Origin of the sequence: Bacteroides sp. K03 (assembly GCF_019734355.1) — a bacterium.
GTDB lineage: Bacteria > Bacteroidota > Bacteroidia > Bacteroidales > Bacteroidaceae > Bacteroides > Bacteroides nordii.
Window position 1 is genome coordinate 218,035 of record NZ_JAASHC010000002.1, and the last position, 15,806, is coordinate 233,840.

Genomic DNA, 15,806 nt, shown 5'->3' on the forward strand with positions numbered 1-15,806 from the left:
CATCCTACTTCGCCAATTTAATAAATTATTCCATAATAATAAAACAGATTCTCCGTATCTTTGCCGCCATGACAGAAAGAAACGAATTACATAAAAGAAACAGGCACAACGGGCAGTATGATTTTTCGAAACTGACAGAAAATTATCCACCGCTCAAGAAGTTTGTTTCACCCAATCCATACGGAACATTAAGTATCAACTTTTTCAATCCGCAGGCAGTAAAGGCTCTTAATAAAGCATTACTAATAAGTTATTACGGAATCCGGTACTGGGATATTCCAAAAGGATATTTATGCCCTCCCATTCCCGGCAGAGCAGACTATATCCATTACATTGCCGATTTACTTAACTCCGGAAATCCATTAGAGGAAGTACCCAAATACAGATGTCTGGATATTGGTGTAGGTGCCAATTGTATTTATCCGATCATTGGTTGTACTGAATATGGATGGACATTTGTCGGTTCGGATATTGATCCTGTCTCAATAGAGAATGCCAGGAAGATTGTTACCTGCAATCCGGTATTAGTCCATAAGATAGAATTACGATTACAAAAGGACAACCGGAGTATTTTCAAAGGAATAATACAACCGGATGAATATTTCGATGTGACCATATGTAATCCCCCGTTTCACAGTTCCAAAGAAGAAGCGGAAGAAGGAACACTACGCAAGCTTAGCAGTTTGAAAGGAAAAAAAGTATCCAAAGCCCAACTAAATTTTGGCGGCAATGCAAATGAACTTTGGTGCAAAGGTGGAGAACTCCGCTTTCTTTTGGATATGATTATCGAAAGCCGGAAATATCAGAGGAACTGTGGCTGGTTCACCAGTTTAGTTTCTAAAGAGAAGAATCTGGACAAACTATATACCCGACTAAAATTAGAAGATGTAGCTGAATACAAAACGATCCGGATGCAGCAAGGAACAAAAAGCAGCAGGATATTGGCGTGGAGATTTTAACAGGGAAGTAACTATATAAAAAAGCTGATTTTCATTAACGTTGTTAACAAGAAAATTAACATTCAGTTTTCTATCGACAAGAGTGTACAGTTTGGTAGCATAAGAGTGTACAATATTATATGATAAAAGTGTACAATTAACACATCCTTTATTGTACACTTTTGCAATGGAGATATGTACGCCTCTCTCCTATTGATTCTCAACTATTTACAAGACAATTATTATACAAGGATTTATCTTCCCCTATACATTCTGACAAAACAAACTTCCTGTTTTATCAACTATAAAGAAACACTCTAAAATCAGCCATTGATTATCGGCGATGTAGCAACTGTATAAACAGATGATTTATCTTCTCCATTACAGATTTACCTACAACAATAAAAGTTACGGCAACAAGAATCATCAGAATCCCCAGCATCAGACGAGGTGTGAGTCGCTCACCAAATATCATTACACCGAAAAAAAGAGCAGTTACCGGTTCGAGTGCCCCCATAATAGCTGTAGAGGTAGAACCAATGCTATGTATTGATATGGCAGTACAGATCAGAGAGATAACCGTAGGCAAAAAAGCCATTGCAAGAATATTCCCCCAGGCCGGAAGAGAAGGAATAGCCTGTAACTCTGTACAAAAGTTGGAACGAACAATATAGATAGAAAGTCCGAAAAGTAAGGCATAAAAAGTTAGCTTAGCTGTAGACATCAGTTTAAGGGTAGAGTGATTGACTCCTACAATATAAACAGCATATGACAACGAAGAGAGAATAACCAGCAGCATACCCATCAAACTAAGAGTTTCGCCACCATCCCCTTTGTAAAGCATACCAATACCCGAAAGTGCCATCAAGATACAAAAGACAGTCAACAGAGATATCCTTTCACGAAAAAACAGAAACATAATGACGGCAACCATCAACGGATAAACAAACAGAATAGTAGAAGCAATGCCCGCATCCATATGCTTGTAACTCATAAACAGAAGCAAAGAAGAGGCGGAAAAGAGTAAACCTCCCACCACCAACGGAAGTATTTCGTTCTTCTTCAAAGCAAATGATTGCCCTTGTATCTTCATCAGGATACCAAGAATAAGGACGGCAAAACCGTAACGATAAAACAATACCGAGTCCACACTCATCCCTTCTTTATATAACGGGAGAGTAAACAACGGATTCATGCCGTATGTAGCTGCCGCCACGGCTCCACAAACAAATCCTTTCGCTTTGCTGTTAATATTCATAGCAATCCTCTTATTTTCGGGGTGCAAAGATACGTATCTTTTAGATATGTTGGTTACATTTGTAGCCATCTAACAAATAATAAATTTGAGTAAGAATCGTATTGACCGGGAGAAACGAATCGTAGAGTTAATGATCCGACTCTATTGCCGGAAAAAAGAAAAGAATAAATACCTTTGCATTCAGTGCGAAGAGTTGTTGCGTTATGCCTATGCAAGACTGGACCATTGTCCGTTCGGAGAGAATAAAAGTTCGTGCAAACAGTGTACCGTACACTGCTATAAGCCTGTTATGCGTGAACGGATGCGACAAGTGATGCGTTTCTCCGGACCAAGAATGCTCCTTTATACACCATGGGAGGCCATAAAACATCTATTTCAATAAGATTATTATTATCTTTGCATTATTACTTTATAATAATTATCTTTGCATAATAAAGAAACAAAGTTATGCCAATCATCAGAAATCCTTTTATTACAAGTGGATATATATCCCCTGCTTACTTTTGCGACCGGAAGAAAGAGAGCGAAATCCTCATCCGGGAAGTAACTAACGGAAACAATATAGCTATTATCTCCACTCGTAGAATGGGAAAAACCGGATTAATCCAACATTGTTTTCAAAATAAAGAGATTCAAAAACACTATTATACATTCTTCATAGATATCTATGCCAGCAAATCCTTACGCGATTTTGTATTCGCTCTCAGCAAAGAGATTCTGGAAGGATTAAAGCCCGCCGGAAAGAAAGCACTACAGGCTTTTTGGGAGAGTGTCAAGTCTTTACAGACAAGCCTGACTTTTGATATTAACGGTACTCCTTCTCTAAACCTCGGATTAGGAGATATACAAGCTCCTCCAACTACGCTTGACGAAATATTTCAGTATCTGAATCGTGCCGACAAACCCTGTCTTGTTGCCATTGACGAGTTTCAGCAGATAGCCGGATATGCAGAAGACAATATAGAAGCAACGCTGCGTACCTATGTTCAACGTTGTAATAACGCACACTTTATCTTCGCCGGAAGCCAACGGCATGTGATGGGTAACATGTTTCTTACCGCTTCGCGACCGTTTTATCAAAGTGTTTCGATAATGCATCTGGAAAGTATCCCTTTGACAGATTACACATTATTCGCCCAACGGCATTTCAATGAAGCCGGAAAGAGTATTACCAATGAAACCATCGAAACCATCTACCATCAGTTTGACGGTATCACCTGGTACATGCAAAAAGTGCTTCATACCCTCTATGATATGACAGCCCAAGGCACGATCTGTGAAGTAAAAATGGTGAGTGAAGCGATACGTCAAATTATAGATTCATTCAAATATACTTATTCCGAGATACTCTTCCGTTTACCGGAAAAGCAAAAAGAGTTACTCATTGCCATCACTAAAGAAGGAAAAGCCCAGGCAATCACATCGGGAGCATTTATAAAAAAATACAAATTATCTTCGTCAAGCTCCGTACAGTCTGCACTAAAAGGACTATTGGAAAAGGATTTTGTGACACAGGAACTGGGAACTTACCAGATTTATGATCAGTTTTTAGGAATATGGCTAAAAGAAAATTACTAAAGAGTTTTGTTTTTAATGACAGATTAACCAGATATAAATTATGAGTCTTAAACATAAAGAGTATAAAGAAGCAAACGAACGTTTTCTGAAAGAGAATCTCACCGAAGAAGAAGTAATGGAACTTCCCTGCGGAGTGCAGTATAAAATTCTGTTAAAGGGAAATGGCCCCGTGCCAACAGCCAAAAGTTCCGTAAAAGTACACTACCGGGGGACCCTCATTGATGGAAAAGTATTTGATGACTCCTTTGCCCGCAAACGCCCTGAAATCTTCCGGGTGAAAGATGTCATTGAAGGTTGGCAGGAAGCACTGAAAGTAATGCCCACTGGTTCGCGTTGGATCATTTATATCCCTTACGAGTTAGGATATGGTACACGGGCCTGTGGAAATATCCCTGCTTACTCAACATTGATTTTTGAAGTAGAACTGCAAGGAGTCAAAGGATAAATCTCTTGCTCCTTGGAAAGATTATCTATTTTTCCAAAATCCCGGATAGAACAGTAACAGTACACTGACTGCTTTTGTTCTCAATACGTATATTCCCTAATAATACTCTACCATAAACAGATAAACATATCAGTATCAATGATATATTTTCTTCATAATGCAAAACAGTTCATCCACCATCCTACCAAAATGAAAAAGAAGCTTTCCAAAATGGGAAAAAGGCCATTTCATTATGATATTATATTCATTTTAGGGAAAGAGATGGATAGGTTACATTAGAAATAAATTTCTATATTTGCATTATTCAGCCCAAAGGTGGATTAAAAAGCCAGACTTTTAATATATCAGACTATTTTTCAAAAGTTTTATCTACCTTTGCTTCTGCCAATCAAAATACTAATCTTACAAACAAGGGAATGAAAAAAGCAATTATCATTGGAGCCACCTCCGGTATCGGACAAGAAGTAGCCAAAGGGTTACTGCTACAAGGATGGAAAGTAGGCGTGGCAGGGAGACGCCACTCTTCGCTGGAAGCATTTCGAACAATTGCGCCAGATAACATAGAAACCGAAGTATTGGATATAACTAAAGATGATGCCACCGAAAAGTTGCACAAACTAATCGAGAAATTGGGAGGTATGGATTTATTTTTACTCAGTTCGGGCATAGGACATCAGAATATGGAATTGAATCCGGACATCGAGCTGCAAACAGTTAGTACTAATGTAGAAGGATTCACGCGAATGGTTACTGCTGCCTTCCAATATTTCCACTTACATAGTGGGGGGCATCTGGCAGTTATCAGTTCCATAGCCGGAACAAAAGGGTTGGGAGTTGCACCTGCTTACTCTGCTACAAAGCGATTTCAAAACACATACATTGATGCCCTTGAACAGCTTGCACACATGCAAAAGCTAAATATTTATTTCACGGATATCCGGCCTGGGTTTGTATCTACCGCCTTATTAAATGACGGTAAGAAATATCCACTGTTAATGAATCCCAGAAAAGTGGCTACTCACATTATACGGGCACTCAATCGTAAGCAACGGGTGGTAGTCGTTGACTGGCGGTATGCCCTTATCGTATTCTTCTGGCGAATGATACCACGCTGGATATGGAAACGATTATCGATAAAAACCAAATAACTTAAATACAAAAACTAATTATGGAACAGAAATTTTGCCAAAGCTGTGGCATGCCACTGAATGACACCGCCGTACTGGGAACAGAAGTAGATGGTAGCAAGAATGAAGAATATTGCTGTTATTGCTATGCTGACGGACACTTCACTACAGATTGTACCATGGACGAGATGATTAATCATTGCGCCCAGTTTGTAGATGAATTCAACAATGACTCTGAAATAAAGATGACGAAAGAAGAAGCAATTGCAAATATGAAACAGTTCTTCCCACAACTGAAGCGTTGGAAAGCAAATAAATAATCGTCATTTATTTCACAATTATAATTTAACTATTGGCAGAGAAGTGAGAACAGTTAATATTGTAAGTGAATTTGGAGGAGGAATATATTCTAAAACAGATAATACAATAGTTATAGCTCCAAGTGTAGGTACTGTAAATGTTACATTAGATCAAATGCAATTTGTAAATGGAGGAATAGGGTTTCCAACACAAAATGTCCTGCAAAATACCACTTCTACCTTGTTTCATGAAATCGGAGAACGGAATACATCTAATATCAATTTTAGGGGAGGTGTAATTGATTATGAAAACTATACAAGGAAGGTAATAGGACTTCCTGTTAGACCTTATGATTTAAATCATAGTAAAACGGTGAAAACTAACTATCGATGAAAACCTGTATTTATTTAATAATAATTTGTTTGAGTTTCCCATGTCATTTAAAAGCTCAAACAAATATTGCTGGACATGAAAAATATGACTCTTACAACCAGTACATTTATGTAGATAATTTAGATCAAAGATTAATTCCTGAAATCTTTAATACTACATATTATTCCAAACTAAAAGAAACAGATTATAGAGTTGATTCCCAAAAAATAGATACAATCCAACAAAAAAGGGAAATATATGTGTATACCAAATATGCAAAAGAGGGTTATTTATTTGTAAATAATAAAATTATGGACAAAATCAAAGAGTTGGATTGTTGTTTGAATGGGGTGAAAGTATCGTACATGTATAATGACAAGATTATATCCACAGAAAGCGATGTAAATAGGATTCTTAAATTGAAGCCAAAAAATATGGAAATCTCCGCTATTTTGTACGATAAAAAAATAAAAACTATATCTGTGTATCTTAAATCAAAATAGTTTTAGTAAGATACGGCGTTTTGTAGAAGGAATCTTTTATTTATCCGAACACAAAGGTATATTCCAAGAATAAGACGTCAAGGTTGAAATGAATTTTATCGGAAATCTTCCTTTCTCGTACCTCGAAAGAGTATTTCCAATAAAAGCCTTGCCTTATTTATTCTTTCCATAAGAGAGGTGTTTATCAGATAAAATAGATCTGAGATTTCAAAAAAATCACCTACCTTTATCTCCGAGTTATTTGACAGTATAGCACCGCAAAACGCTGAAATACGCACGGCTACTAACTCGTTACCTCTGAATTTCAAATACTCCGCTAAAAGTTTATTCTTCAATTGGTTATGTCAAACCGATAAAAATCTAAAACAAAAGGTGAAGCCAAAGCCTCACCTTATTATTAGAGAGTTAAATAAATGTTATCTTTATACTGCTCCTTTTGCCATCTCCGGATGACGTTGTAACCATGCAACAGCATACGAGCAGGTAGCCTTGGGCTTCAATCCGTTAGCAACGGCATAATCATATGCAGCCTTCACCAGCGCAGCAGCTATCCCTTGTCCTTCCAGTGGACGTGGAACGATTGTATGAATAATATCCAGACCTCCGTTCAACAGACGGTATTGTACAAAAGCTGTACGACCTTCTACTTCAGTCTTAAACAGCTTCTGTTCGGGCTGATGTTCTATTTTATATTCCATAATCTAATCTATTTTAAGTGTACTTTGGTTAATCCATATTAATAAGTTTATATCATATCCTCGCTGTAACGCAACAGTCAACAACCGTTTCTTTACCTCTTCGGGCAATTGAGGTGTCCGGCTTAATATCCACAAATACTTATCGGAACTGCTACCGATGAGAGCGTAGTTGTACCCTTCCTTATCCAGTTCTAATATATAATAATCAGAATAAAACCACAGAAAGAATGAAACTTTAAGTTTTCCGGGATGAGTAATATCAGGTATCTTTGCACGTCCTATAGCACGCTTGTACCTACCTCTGCCATGAGCATCTTGTTTGTATCCGGCATTTTCTACCCGGATACTTCCATCGGGAAGTAGCGTATAAGTAGCTGTCACCTCAGACATCCCACGTTCAAAACGATGATCGTAACGGGCTATTTCATACCAGCGCCCCATATAACGAGGCAAATCAAGTTCATTGACGGTACTATGGTCTATCCCCTGAAACAGCTGTTCCACCACAGCATCACTAAATTTAAATCCTGCTTCCAGTAGTTTTCCGGGACGTACATATTGCCCGGTTATAAGTGAAGTCGCACCTTCGCCATACATCAGTTGCACACATATATGAGGTACAATAATCGTCCCCCAGGCATGGTAGGCTTTGCCCAGTGCACGGGCAAAAGCATATTGCGTAATCTCTTGCGGAGATACAAAATTAAAAGTTCCCCGTAACGCATCATTCTCGATAATAAAAGCCATTGCACGGCAAAGATCATTAATACTAATCCACGGAAAAGGTTGTGTGCCCGGACCTATAGCAGCAGCCAATTTCATCTTTAAAGGACGCAACATTTGCTCCATAGCTCCTCCGTCCGGAGAGAGGACAACTCCAAAACGGGCTATCACAAGCCGCATTTCCGGGGGACAGCGTTTGGCTTCTTTTTCCCAGGCATAACAAAGATCAGCAAGAAATCCACTCCCCCGCGTATTGGTATATTCATCAAAAGTTCCCTCCAACGGATAATATCCTACGGCAGAAGCCGAAATCATAAGCTGAGGCTTCCGGCGTACTGCTCCCAAAGCACGAATGATGCGATGTGTCACATTGATCCTGCTATCATACAGCTCCCGTTTATACTCTGGTGTCCACCGCCTGCTGATAGGTGCACCGGCCAGGTTAATGACTACGTCACAATGAGACAATGCCTGTACCAGATACCCTAATGTACCCTCCCGGAACATAGGCCGCCCCAAAGGAACTACCCGGTGTCCCTGCTCCGTGAGAAATGCTGTAAGATGCCTGCCAATAAAGCCACTGGCTCCGCTGATTGCTATATTCATGTGACGTAAACTGTTTTTAATGTATAGTACAAAAACGTATTAAAAGCGGGAAAAGTTCTTTGAAGCTCGTAAAATGAGAGTATCTTTGCAGTAATTCATAAATCATAATTCATAAATCCCATGATCGAAGCTCCCGAAGCCCGTTATCTGTCCGAGCAACTGAACCGGACTGTAAGAGGAAAGAAGATTACCGATGTGTTTGCGCAATACACACCCCATAAATTCGCGTGGTTTTATGGCAACCCGGAAGAGTATCCCGAACGACTTGCCGGGAAAACAATTGATGAAATCAATCCCCGTGGCGGAATGATTGAGATAAAAGCCGGAGAAATGTTACTGATTCTTACGGATGGCGTCAGCCTGCGTTACTTTGCCCCCGGAGAAAGGCTTCCCGCCAAACACCAGCTACTCATTGGTTTCGAAGACGAGAGTTGCCTGGTAGCTTCCGTACGAATGTATGGTGGTTTGTGGTGTTTTCCCAACGAAGGATTCGATGCTCCTATATCTGCCTATTACGAAGCGGCGAAAAATAAACCGCAGGTGATGTCAGAAGAGTTCAGCAAAGAATATTTCATGGAGCTGATAAACGCCGAAGATGCACAGAAAAAAACGGCAAAAGCTTTTCTGGCTACCGAACAAACCATACCCGGATTAGGCAACGGAGTATTACAGGACATCCTGTACAATGCCCGTATCCACCCTAAAACTAAGATCAACGCTCTGTCTACGGAGAAAAGAGAAAACCTTTACGATAAGGTAAAGTCTACGCTCCACGAGATTTATGAACAAGGAGGACGCAGTACGGAAACAGATATTTTTGGAAAAAACGGAGGATATATACCACATCTGTCTAAAGACACAGCAGGTACCGCCTGCCCGCGTTGCGGAGAAACGATAAAGAAAGAAAACTATCTGGGTGGCAGTATCTACTATTGCAGTGGCTGCCAAGTGAACAATAATGTGCCAATGTGCTAATATGCCAATGTGCCAATTGGCTGCGCAATATTTTACGAAGATATGCCGAATGGTAATTGGCACATTGGCATATTTATTTTAATTATTAATTATGAAGTCAACTCGTATTACTCAAATATTAAGTATCATGCTGGCACTTTGTGCCGGTGCAACCTTGCCTATTCTCATTGGTAGTACACAACTGACAGAACCACACTCTGTGAAGTCTGAAGTACCCTATTGTGTCAGCCCTCCCAGTGTTCCTGAACAGGCTACCTTTGACGGTGAAACAATTGACCTTCGCCGCTATGACCGCCGCGAGCGTATGGATCGTGAAATGATGTCTTTCACCTATATGCACTCCACTACCATGTTAATGTTGAAACGCGCCAACCGCTATTTCCCGATCGTCGAGCCTATCTTAAAAGCCAATGGTATCCCCGATGACTTCAAATACCTCATGGTGATTGAAAGCAGCCTCAACCCCATTGCCCGTTCTCCGTCAGGGGCAGCCGGATTATGGCAATTCATGCCTGCCACCGGACGTGAATTTGGACTGGAGGTGAACGATAACATCGACGAACGTTACAACATCGAAAAAGCAACCATTGCCGCATGCAAGTATTTCAAACAGGCTTATGCCAAATACGGTGACTGGATGGCTGTTTCTGCGGCCTATAATGCAGGGCAGGGACGTATTTCGTCGCAGTTGGACAAGCAACTTGCAGATCATGCCATGGACCTTTGGCTGGTGGAAGAAACTTCCCGATATATGTTCCGTCTACTGGCAGCCAAAGAGATATTCAGCAATCCGCAACGCTTTGGTTTCTTGCTAAAACGGGAACACTTGTATCCACCTATTCCATACAAGAAAGTGACTATCACCAGTGCCATAGACAACCTGGACGAGTATGCCCAAAAGAACGGACTCACCTATGCACAATTGCGTGATGCAAATCCCTGGTTGCGTGAGCATTCACTGAGAAACAAAACAGGTCGTACATACGTTCTACATCTACCCACGCAAGAGGGAATGAACTACAATCCTAAAAAAACAATTCCGCACAATCCCAAATGGGTAATTGATTAACGCTGTGCTTTCCGTACGGGGAAGTGCGGTAAACAATGGAAAGTTTATATTGTTAAATTATGACAGTAAGAGAGCGATTTACACGTTTTTTACATAATAAGCCACTGAAACATAAGTTATATGTTATCATCTTTGAATCGGATACTCCAGCAGGAAAAATGTTCGATGTGGCGCTCATTGTATGTATTGCACTCAGTATTCTATTGGCCATTCTCGAAAGTCTGCAAGGAATTCCTTCCTGGCTTTCAACTCCGTTTATTATATTCGAATATCTGTTTACGGCTTTCTTTACTTTCGAATACGTTACGCGTATTTACTGTTCACCACAACCTAAAAAGTACATTTTCAGTTTCTTCGGTATCATCGACCTATTGGCAACCCTACCACTATATCTTGCCTTTTTCCTGCCGGGAGCACGTTATCTACTGGTTATCCGGGCATTCCGTATTATTCGGGTGTTTCGTATATTCAAGCTTTTCACTTTCTGGATGGAAGGAGAACGATTGCTCACTTCACTCAAAGAGAGCAGTAAGAAAATAGCAGTGTTCTTTCTTTTTGTAGTAATACTTGTGATCTCTATCGGCACACTGATGTATATGATTGAAGGTACTCAGCCGGATACACAATTCAACAATATACCCAATAGCATCTACTGGGCTATTGTCACTATGACCACAGTAGGATATGGAGATATTACTCCGGTTACACCTTTGGGTAAGTTGCTCTCTGCTTGCGTTATGCTGATTGGTTACACTATCATCGCCGTACCAACCGGCATTGTGTCCGTTTCAATGATGAAAGAATATAAGAAGCTGAAAGATATACAATGTCCCAATTGTCATAAAACGGGACACGATGAAAATGCTGTATACTGCAAACATTGCGGATATCCACTTTACAAAGAGAAAAGTACACCTAAAGATACCAGTGAGTCCGGTTCTTATAACCAATGAGCGATTGGGTCTCTCTTCTGTGCCGTACTATCCTACGTTCAATATACTCTATCAGCAAAAGTGCCAGACAACCTATCGCATAACAAAGAATATCTTTCCAATCGAAAGTTGATCCAAGTACAATTCTAGCCAATCCGTTTTCAGATAACCCCATCACATCTGCAAGCTGGAAGAACTGAAGTATTTCAATAAAACAAGCAAATGCAAAAACATATACCGGTAACCAGCGCAAAGACCGGGGAATAAAGATCCGAATAAAACAATAAATCAGTACGACTACCAGAATATCACCCACATAAGGACGAACAAAGGTATCGTGAACATATACGCCAATAATAATTTCTATTATCAGTATCGCGAGAAAACAGAGGGCATAAATAATTCTTTTCTTCATAATCAATCGTGTAAACCCAGCTACACCAATAGCCTGTTTAAATTTTACTCAAGAGCAATTTTCAGACTGAAACCATCTACCGACACTCCTTCCGAACGAGTTATAGCCAGCTTTTGTTCTTCAGACATTCCAATCGTTTCACCATCTCTCAGAGTTACATCACTTTCTAAAATATAATATACTACATCATACAAAAACTCACTTAACTCTTCCGGACTCATTCTACTATCTAATATTTCCAATTCGTCTTTACCAAAGGCAGTCATCCCATACGTATAAATACCCGGCCCCTGTTTTCCTCTTGTAAAACCAAAATAAATCCAGTTCAGAATGGGCAACGTATCCTCTTTCATTACAGTTGACGCTTCTATATAAAACCCTGGCTCAAACACAGTACCCGAAGCGTAAAAACCAATCGCATTTTCCAGCTTCAAACAAGAAGAGGCTCCTTTAACAAACAGTTCCCCCGCTTCAACGACAGGCACATTCCGCCTCAGTACAGCTATACACAGTTGGGCCACATGTGTTTTCGTCACTTCAACAGCTTCCGACCACAGATAGTTGTTTTCGGCATTATACTCAGCTTCTTTATCGGGAACCGGAGCATCAAAATAGCTAAGACAAAGCATCATATCATCAACCTCAAACACCAGTGCGGATCCTTCTTTAGTAACTTTTCCCCAATCAACATCTTTCCAGTCGGCCTTCAGGTTCTTTTTTATTCTTTCAAAATCACACTCTTTGGTATTCAATAAGACAAAACCGACCAAAGTGCCGGTATTTCTACCTTCTTCAGCATCTCCATATTTAACAACCTTCTGCGTCATGGATTCTAAGATGTCTTCTTCTTGTTTGTTCATATGCCTTAATTATAGATTTATATGCCTTAAAGCCCGGTTCAGCATAGAATACATATATTCTCTTTGCGAAGATACTGATTTTAAGTATAACAGATAATCAAATACTATAAAATCTACGGTAAATGGCCTCTTTATCACAAAAACTCATCCTGAACTCTAAAATAACACTAAATAAATGACAACGAAAGAGAAAACAGTTGTATCTTTAAGAGCCTGTAAAGATGGTTATACATAAACATCAGAGAGCGTACTTGAAAACAGAAAGGAGAGTAAAAGTATGGCATTAAATTTTGATTTTGTATTAAGATTGTTAGTAGCCGGTATATTGGGTGCCATCATCGGACTGGACAGAGAGTATCGTGCCAAAGAAGCAGGTTATCGTACCCACTTTCTTGTATCGCTGGGCAGCGCTTTGATAATGATTGTTTCTCAATATGGCTTTCAGGATATTATAAAAGAGAGTAGTGTTACTCTGGATCCAAGTCGTGTAGCAGCACAGGTAGTCAGTGGAATTGGTTTTATCGGTGCCGGTACCATTATTTTTCAGAAGCAAATAGTGCGGGGGCTGACCACTGCCGCCGGATTATGGGCTACAGCAGGAATCGGTCTGGCTGTAGGTGCAGGTATGTATGTGATAGGAATTGCTGCAATGTTGCTAACACTCGTCGGGCTCGAAGCACTGAGTTATATATTCAAAAGTGTAGGCATGAAAAGCTCCATGATCACTTTCTCTACAGAAAACAAGAATATACTAAAGTTAATTGCAGATAAGTTCAACTCCAAAGATTACCGGATTGTATCCTATCAGATGGATACCATAGGACACGGAGAAGCATCTCTCTACCAAGTGACAATGGTAATAAAATCGAAACGTAACTATGACGAAGGACATCTGTTGTCACTTATACAGGAATTTCCGGAAGTGACAGTAGAAAGAATAGAGTAAAACTACTTTTGCTTTTCTGTCAGATACTTCCAGTAACGTACCGGCATATCTTGTTTGTGCTTCCTCGGGTTGAGCCGTTCTTTTATCGTAATAGATTTAAAATAAGTTTTCCATAGCTGCTGAAAAAGTTTTTCATCCTTATCCATCAGGCTCTCGTCCAACATACCGGTAATGAGATGGGAAGCACTACTATCATCATCAAAAGTAATCTCTTCTACGGTTTTCAGGTCATAATAAAAACCGTAACGGCGCTTCATATCATAGATCAACCACTTCTGATCGGCAAAACGATCTCTGAAGTGCTCTATGGTAAGTGGTAACGCATTATGCTGAGGTTCAAAAGCAGCAAAAAAAGTACCATCCACAGCCTTCTGAAAACGAACGAACTGAAGCATACGTAGCCGCTCCCAATCTACCTTTTTCCATATTTTTGCAAGTTCCAGTACATCCGGGTCTCCAAAATTAGTTTCAATGGAACGGGGTGCATCAATTGCTTTACGAATATAGCGGAACAGCAACATGTCTACCTCCGGAAGTTCTGAAAGCCAGCACCAGGTAATAGATGACAGAGCAGAAACCGAGAGTTTCTTTTGTAATCCACGCCACACACGTCCGGATTTCTCTTCATCGGTATGTACAGTAAAAGATTCATTATAAAACAGAGGTAAAGTATCTCCTTCGGACAGTAACATATCCGGAAAAGTTTTACGATAATAAGCATCAAAAACAGCTGTCAGTAAACCTTCAAAAGTTTTATCATATATAAATAAATTCATAGGCCGGTTTGTAATCAGAGTTAATCAGAAAAAGTAAATGTCAGTTGATTCTCATCTATCTTCTTCCTGGGTTTGGGAAGCAACAGGCTACGCACAGTATGTGGGGTCATTTCATTGACAGTCTTCATCGGAAGCTCACTACAAGTAATAAAATACTGCGCCTTCTTCATCACTACACCTATCTTTTTAAGCTGATAGAATCCTAACTTTGAATAACGCCGCGAAGCAATAATCAACTTTGCAGACTTTACTCCAATGCCCGGTACACGAAGTATCATTTCATAATCTGCCCTGTTTATGTCTATCGGAAACTGTTCGGGATGACGCAATGCCCACGAAAGCTTCGGATCTATTTCAAGATCAAGATCAGGATAAGCATCATCTACAATTTCATCAACTTTAAACTGATAAAATCGCATTAACCAGTCTGCCTGATACAACCGGTTTTCACGGACAAGAGGTGGTTGTTTCAAAGCCGGCAAACGGGTATCATAGGTATTGACGGAAACATAACCGGAATAATAAACCCGTTTCATGGTGGGACGCTGATACAAAGCAGAAGAGAGGAAGAGAATGTCTTTATCTGTTTCAGCAGTAGCTCCAACTATCATCTGTGTACTCTGACCTGCCGGGGCAAAACGAGGAGCATACCTGAATTTCTTCCGTTCTTCGCTACTCTCCAATACCCCCTGTTGAATATACAACATAGGAGCAAATACACTCTTATGGTCTTTCTCCGGAGCAAGCAACTTTAAATTCTCTTCTTTAGGTATTTCAACATTCACACTCAAACGATCAGCATAACGTCCGGCTTCAGTCACCAGTTCACGACTGGCTCCGGGGATACTTTTCAAATGGATATATCCATTGAATCGATGCACTTCACGCAGGTCTTTGGCTACCCGTACCAGACGTTCCATCGTATAATCGGGATTGCGTACAACCCCCGAACTAAGAAATAAACCCTCTATATAATTACGGCGATAAAACTCAATGGTCAAGTCAACCAACTCAGAAACAGAAAGAGTAGCACGTGGCAAGTCATTACTACGCCGGTTGATACAATAGGCACAATCATAAATACAATAATTGGTAAGCATTACCTTCAATAAAGAGATGCATCGCCCGTCTTCGGCAAAACTATGGCATATCCCCCACCCTCCTACAGTATTACCAAGCATTCCCGGTTTGTTGGCACGCACTGTTCCACTGGAAGCACAAGACACATCATATTTGGCAGACTCCGCCAATATCCTCAGCTTTTCGAGTACGTTTGCATTCATAA

Annotated in this window: 19 protein-coding genes; 12 read left to right on the plus strand and 7 right to left on the minus strand. The window is 40.1% G+C overall.

The annotated features are described in order from the left end of the window. Window positions 1-68: 68 nt before the first annotated feature. Window positions 69-959: a 23S rRNA (adenine(1618)-N(6))-methyltransferase RlmF gene (gene rlmF, locus HCG69_RS01980; protein WP_221648645.1), complete on the plus strand. Its 891-nt coding sequence runs from the start codon at window positions 69-71 to the stop codon at window positions 957-959. A 313-nt stretch (window positions 960-1,272) separates the two neighbouring features. Here rlmF and HCG69_RS01985 read toward each other — a convergent pair whose 3' ends face one another. Beyond that, window positions 1,273-2,196: a DMT family transporter gene (locus HCG69_RS01985; RefSeq protein WP_221648646.1), complete on the minus strand. Its 924-nt coding sequence runs from the start codon at window positions 2,194-2,196 to the stop codon at window positions 1,273-1,275. Between the two features lie 85 nt (window positions 2,197-2,281). Between HCG69_RS01985 and HCG69_RS01990 the strand changes: the two genes are divergently transcribed. The 7 genes from HCG69_RS01990 (at window position 2,282) to HCG69_RS02020 (ending at window position 6,521) form a co-directional block, all read left to right on the plus strand. Then, complete coding sequence (locus HCG69_RS01990; protein WP_221648647.1) at window positions 2,282-2,578, plus strand: nitrous oxide-stimulated promoter family protein; 297 nt, start codon at window positions 2,282-2,284, stop codon at window positions 2,576-2,578. A 65-nt stretch (window positions 2,579-2,643) separates the two neighbouring features. Continuing rightward, window positions 2,644-3,774 (plus strand): ATP-binding protein, encoded by a 1,131-nt coding sequence (locus HCG69_RS01995; protein ID WP_221648648.1) that lies wholly within the window; start codon window positions 2,644-2,646, stop codon window positions 3,772-3,774. Window positions 3,775-3,814: 40 nt separating this feature from the next. Further along, window positions 3,815-4,219, plus strand: a complete 405-nt coding sequence (locus tag HCG69_RS02000) for an FKBP-type peptidyl-prolyl cis-trans isomerase (RefSeq protein ID WP_221648649.1) — start codon at window positions 3,815-3,817, stop codon at window positions 4,217-4,219. 416 nt (window positions 4,220-4,635) lie between these two features. Beyond that, window positions 4,636-5,367, plus strand: coding sequence for an SDR family oxidoreductase (locus tag HCG69_RS02005; RefSeq protein ID WP_221648650.1), 732 nt, complete (start codon window positions 4,636-4,638; stop codon window positions 5,365-5,367). A 20-nt stretch (window positions 5,368-5,387) separates the two neighbouring features. Beyond that, window positions 5,388-5,666: a zinc ribbon domain-containing protein gene (locus HCG69_RS02010; RefSeq protein ID WP_221648651.1), complete on the plus strand. Its 279-nt coding sequence runs from the start codon at window positions 5,388-5,390 to the stop codon at window positions 5,664-5,666. A 43-nt stretch (window positions 5,667-5,709) separates the two neighbouring features. Next, window positions 5,710-6,039 carry a hypothetical protein gene (locus tag HCG69_RS02015; RefSeq protein ID WP_221648652.1) on the plus strand — a complete coding sequence of 110 codons (330 nt, stop codon included), beginning with the start codon at window positions 5,710-5,712 and terminating at the stop codon, window positions 6,037-6,039. After that, window positions 6,036-6,521 (plus strand): hypothetical protein, encoded by a 486-nt coding sequence (locus HCG69_RS02020; protein WP_221648653.1) that lies wholly within the window; start codon window positions 6,036-6,038, stop codon window positions 6,519-6,521. The genes HCG69_RS02015 and HCG69_RS02020 overlap by 4 nt, the downstream gene beginning before the upstream one ends. A gap of 422 nt (window positions 6,522-6,943) precedes the next feature. On the opposite strand, the gene HCG69_RS02025 is transcribed toward HCG69_RS02020, so the two are convergent. Together HCG69_RS02025 and HCG69_RS02030 are read right to left on the minus strand one after the other, a co-directional pair. Further along, window positions 6,944-7,219 carry a GNAT family N-acetyltransferase gene (locus HCG69_RS02025; protein WP_221648654.1) on the minus strand — a complete coding sequence of 92 codons (276 nt, stop codon included), beginning with the start codon at window positions 7,217-7,219 and terminating at the stop codon, window positions 6,944-6,946. 3 nt (window positions 7,220-7,222) lie between these two features. Next, window positions 7,223-8,548, minus strand: coding sequence for a TIGR01777 family oxidoreductase (locus HCG69_RS02030; protein WP_221648655.1), 1,326 nt, complete (start codon window positions 8,546-8,548; stop codon window positions 7,223-7,225). 120 nt (window positions 8,549-8,668) lie between these two features. Here HCG69_RS02030 and HCG69_RS02035 point away from each other — a divergent pair, with 120 nt between their 5' ends. The 3 genes from HCG69_RS02035 to HCG69_RS02045 all read left to right on the plus strand — a co-directional run bounded on the left by HCG69_RS02035 (window position 8,669) and on the right by HCG69_RS02045 (window position 11,545). Continuing rightward, window positions 8,669-9,523, plus strand: a complete 855-nt coding sequence (locus HCG69_RS02035; RefSeq protein WP_221648656.1) for an endonuclease VIII — start codon at window positions 8,669-8,671, stop codon at window positions 9,521-9,523. Window positions 9,524-9,614: 91 nt separating this feature from the next. After that, entirely contained in the window at window positions 9,615-10,592 is a 978-nt protein-coding gene (locus HCG69_RS02040) for a lytic transglycosylase domain-containing protein (protein ID WP_221648657.1), read from the plus strand. A 59-nt stretch (window positions 10,593-10,651) separates the two neighbouring features. Next, window positions 10,652-11,545, plus strand: coding sequence for an ion transporter (locus HCG69_RS02045; protein ID WP_221648658.1), 894 nt, complete (start codon window positions 10,652-10,654; stop codon window positions 11,543-11,545). Here the strand turns inward: HCG69_RS02045 and HCG69_RS02050 are convergent. Beyond that, window positions 11,508-11,939, minus strand: a complete 432-nt coding sequence (locus HCG69_RS02050; RefSeq protein ID WP_221648659.1) for a DUF2809 domain-containing protein — start codon at window positions 11,937-11,939, stop codon at window positions 11,508-11,510. The genes HCG69_RS02045 and HCG69_RS02050 overlap by 38 nt on opposite strands. 44 nt (window positions 11,940-11,983) lie before the next feature. Beyond that, complete coding sequence (locus HCG69_RS02055) at window positions 11,984-12,799, minus strand: DUF4261 domain-containing protein (RefSeq protein WP_221648660.1); 816 nt, start codon at window positions 12,797-12,799, stop codon at window positions 11,984-11,986. Between the two features lie 277 nt (window positions 12,800-13,076). On the opposite strand from HCG69_RS02055, the gene HCG69_RS02060 reads away from it, so the two are divergent. Then, window positions 13,077-13,745: an MgtC/SapB family protein gene (locus HCG69_RS02060; protein ID WP_195351169.1), complete on the plus strand. Its 669-nt coding sequence runs from the start codon at window positions 13,077-13,079 to the stop codon at window positions 13,743-13,745. 2 nt (window positions 13,746-13,747) lie between these two features. Here HCG69_RS02060 and HCG69_RS02065 read toward each other — a convergent pair whose 3' ends face one another. Continuing rightward, window positions 13,748-14,521: a TIGR03915 family putative DNA repair protein gene (locus HCG69_RS02065; RefSeq protein ID WP_221648661.1), complete on the minus strand. Its 774-nt coding sequence runs from the start codon at window positions 14,519-14,521 to the stop codon at window positions 13,748-13,750. A gap of 20 nt (window positions 14,522-14,541) precedes the next feature. Beyond that, entirely contained in the window at window positions 14,542-15,804 is a 1,263-nt protein-coding gene (locus tag HCG69_RS02070; protein WP_221648662.1) for a putative DNA modification/repair radical SAM protein, read from the minus strand. Between the last annotated feature and the right edge of the window lie 2 nt (window positions 15,805-15,806).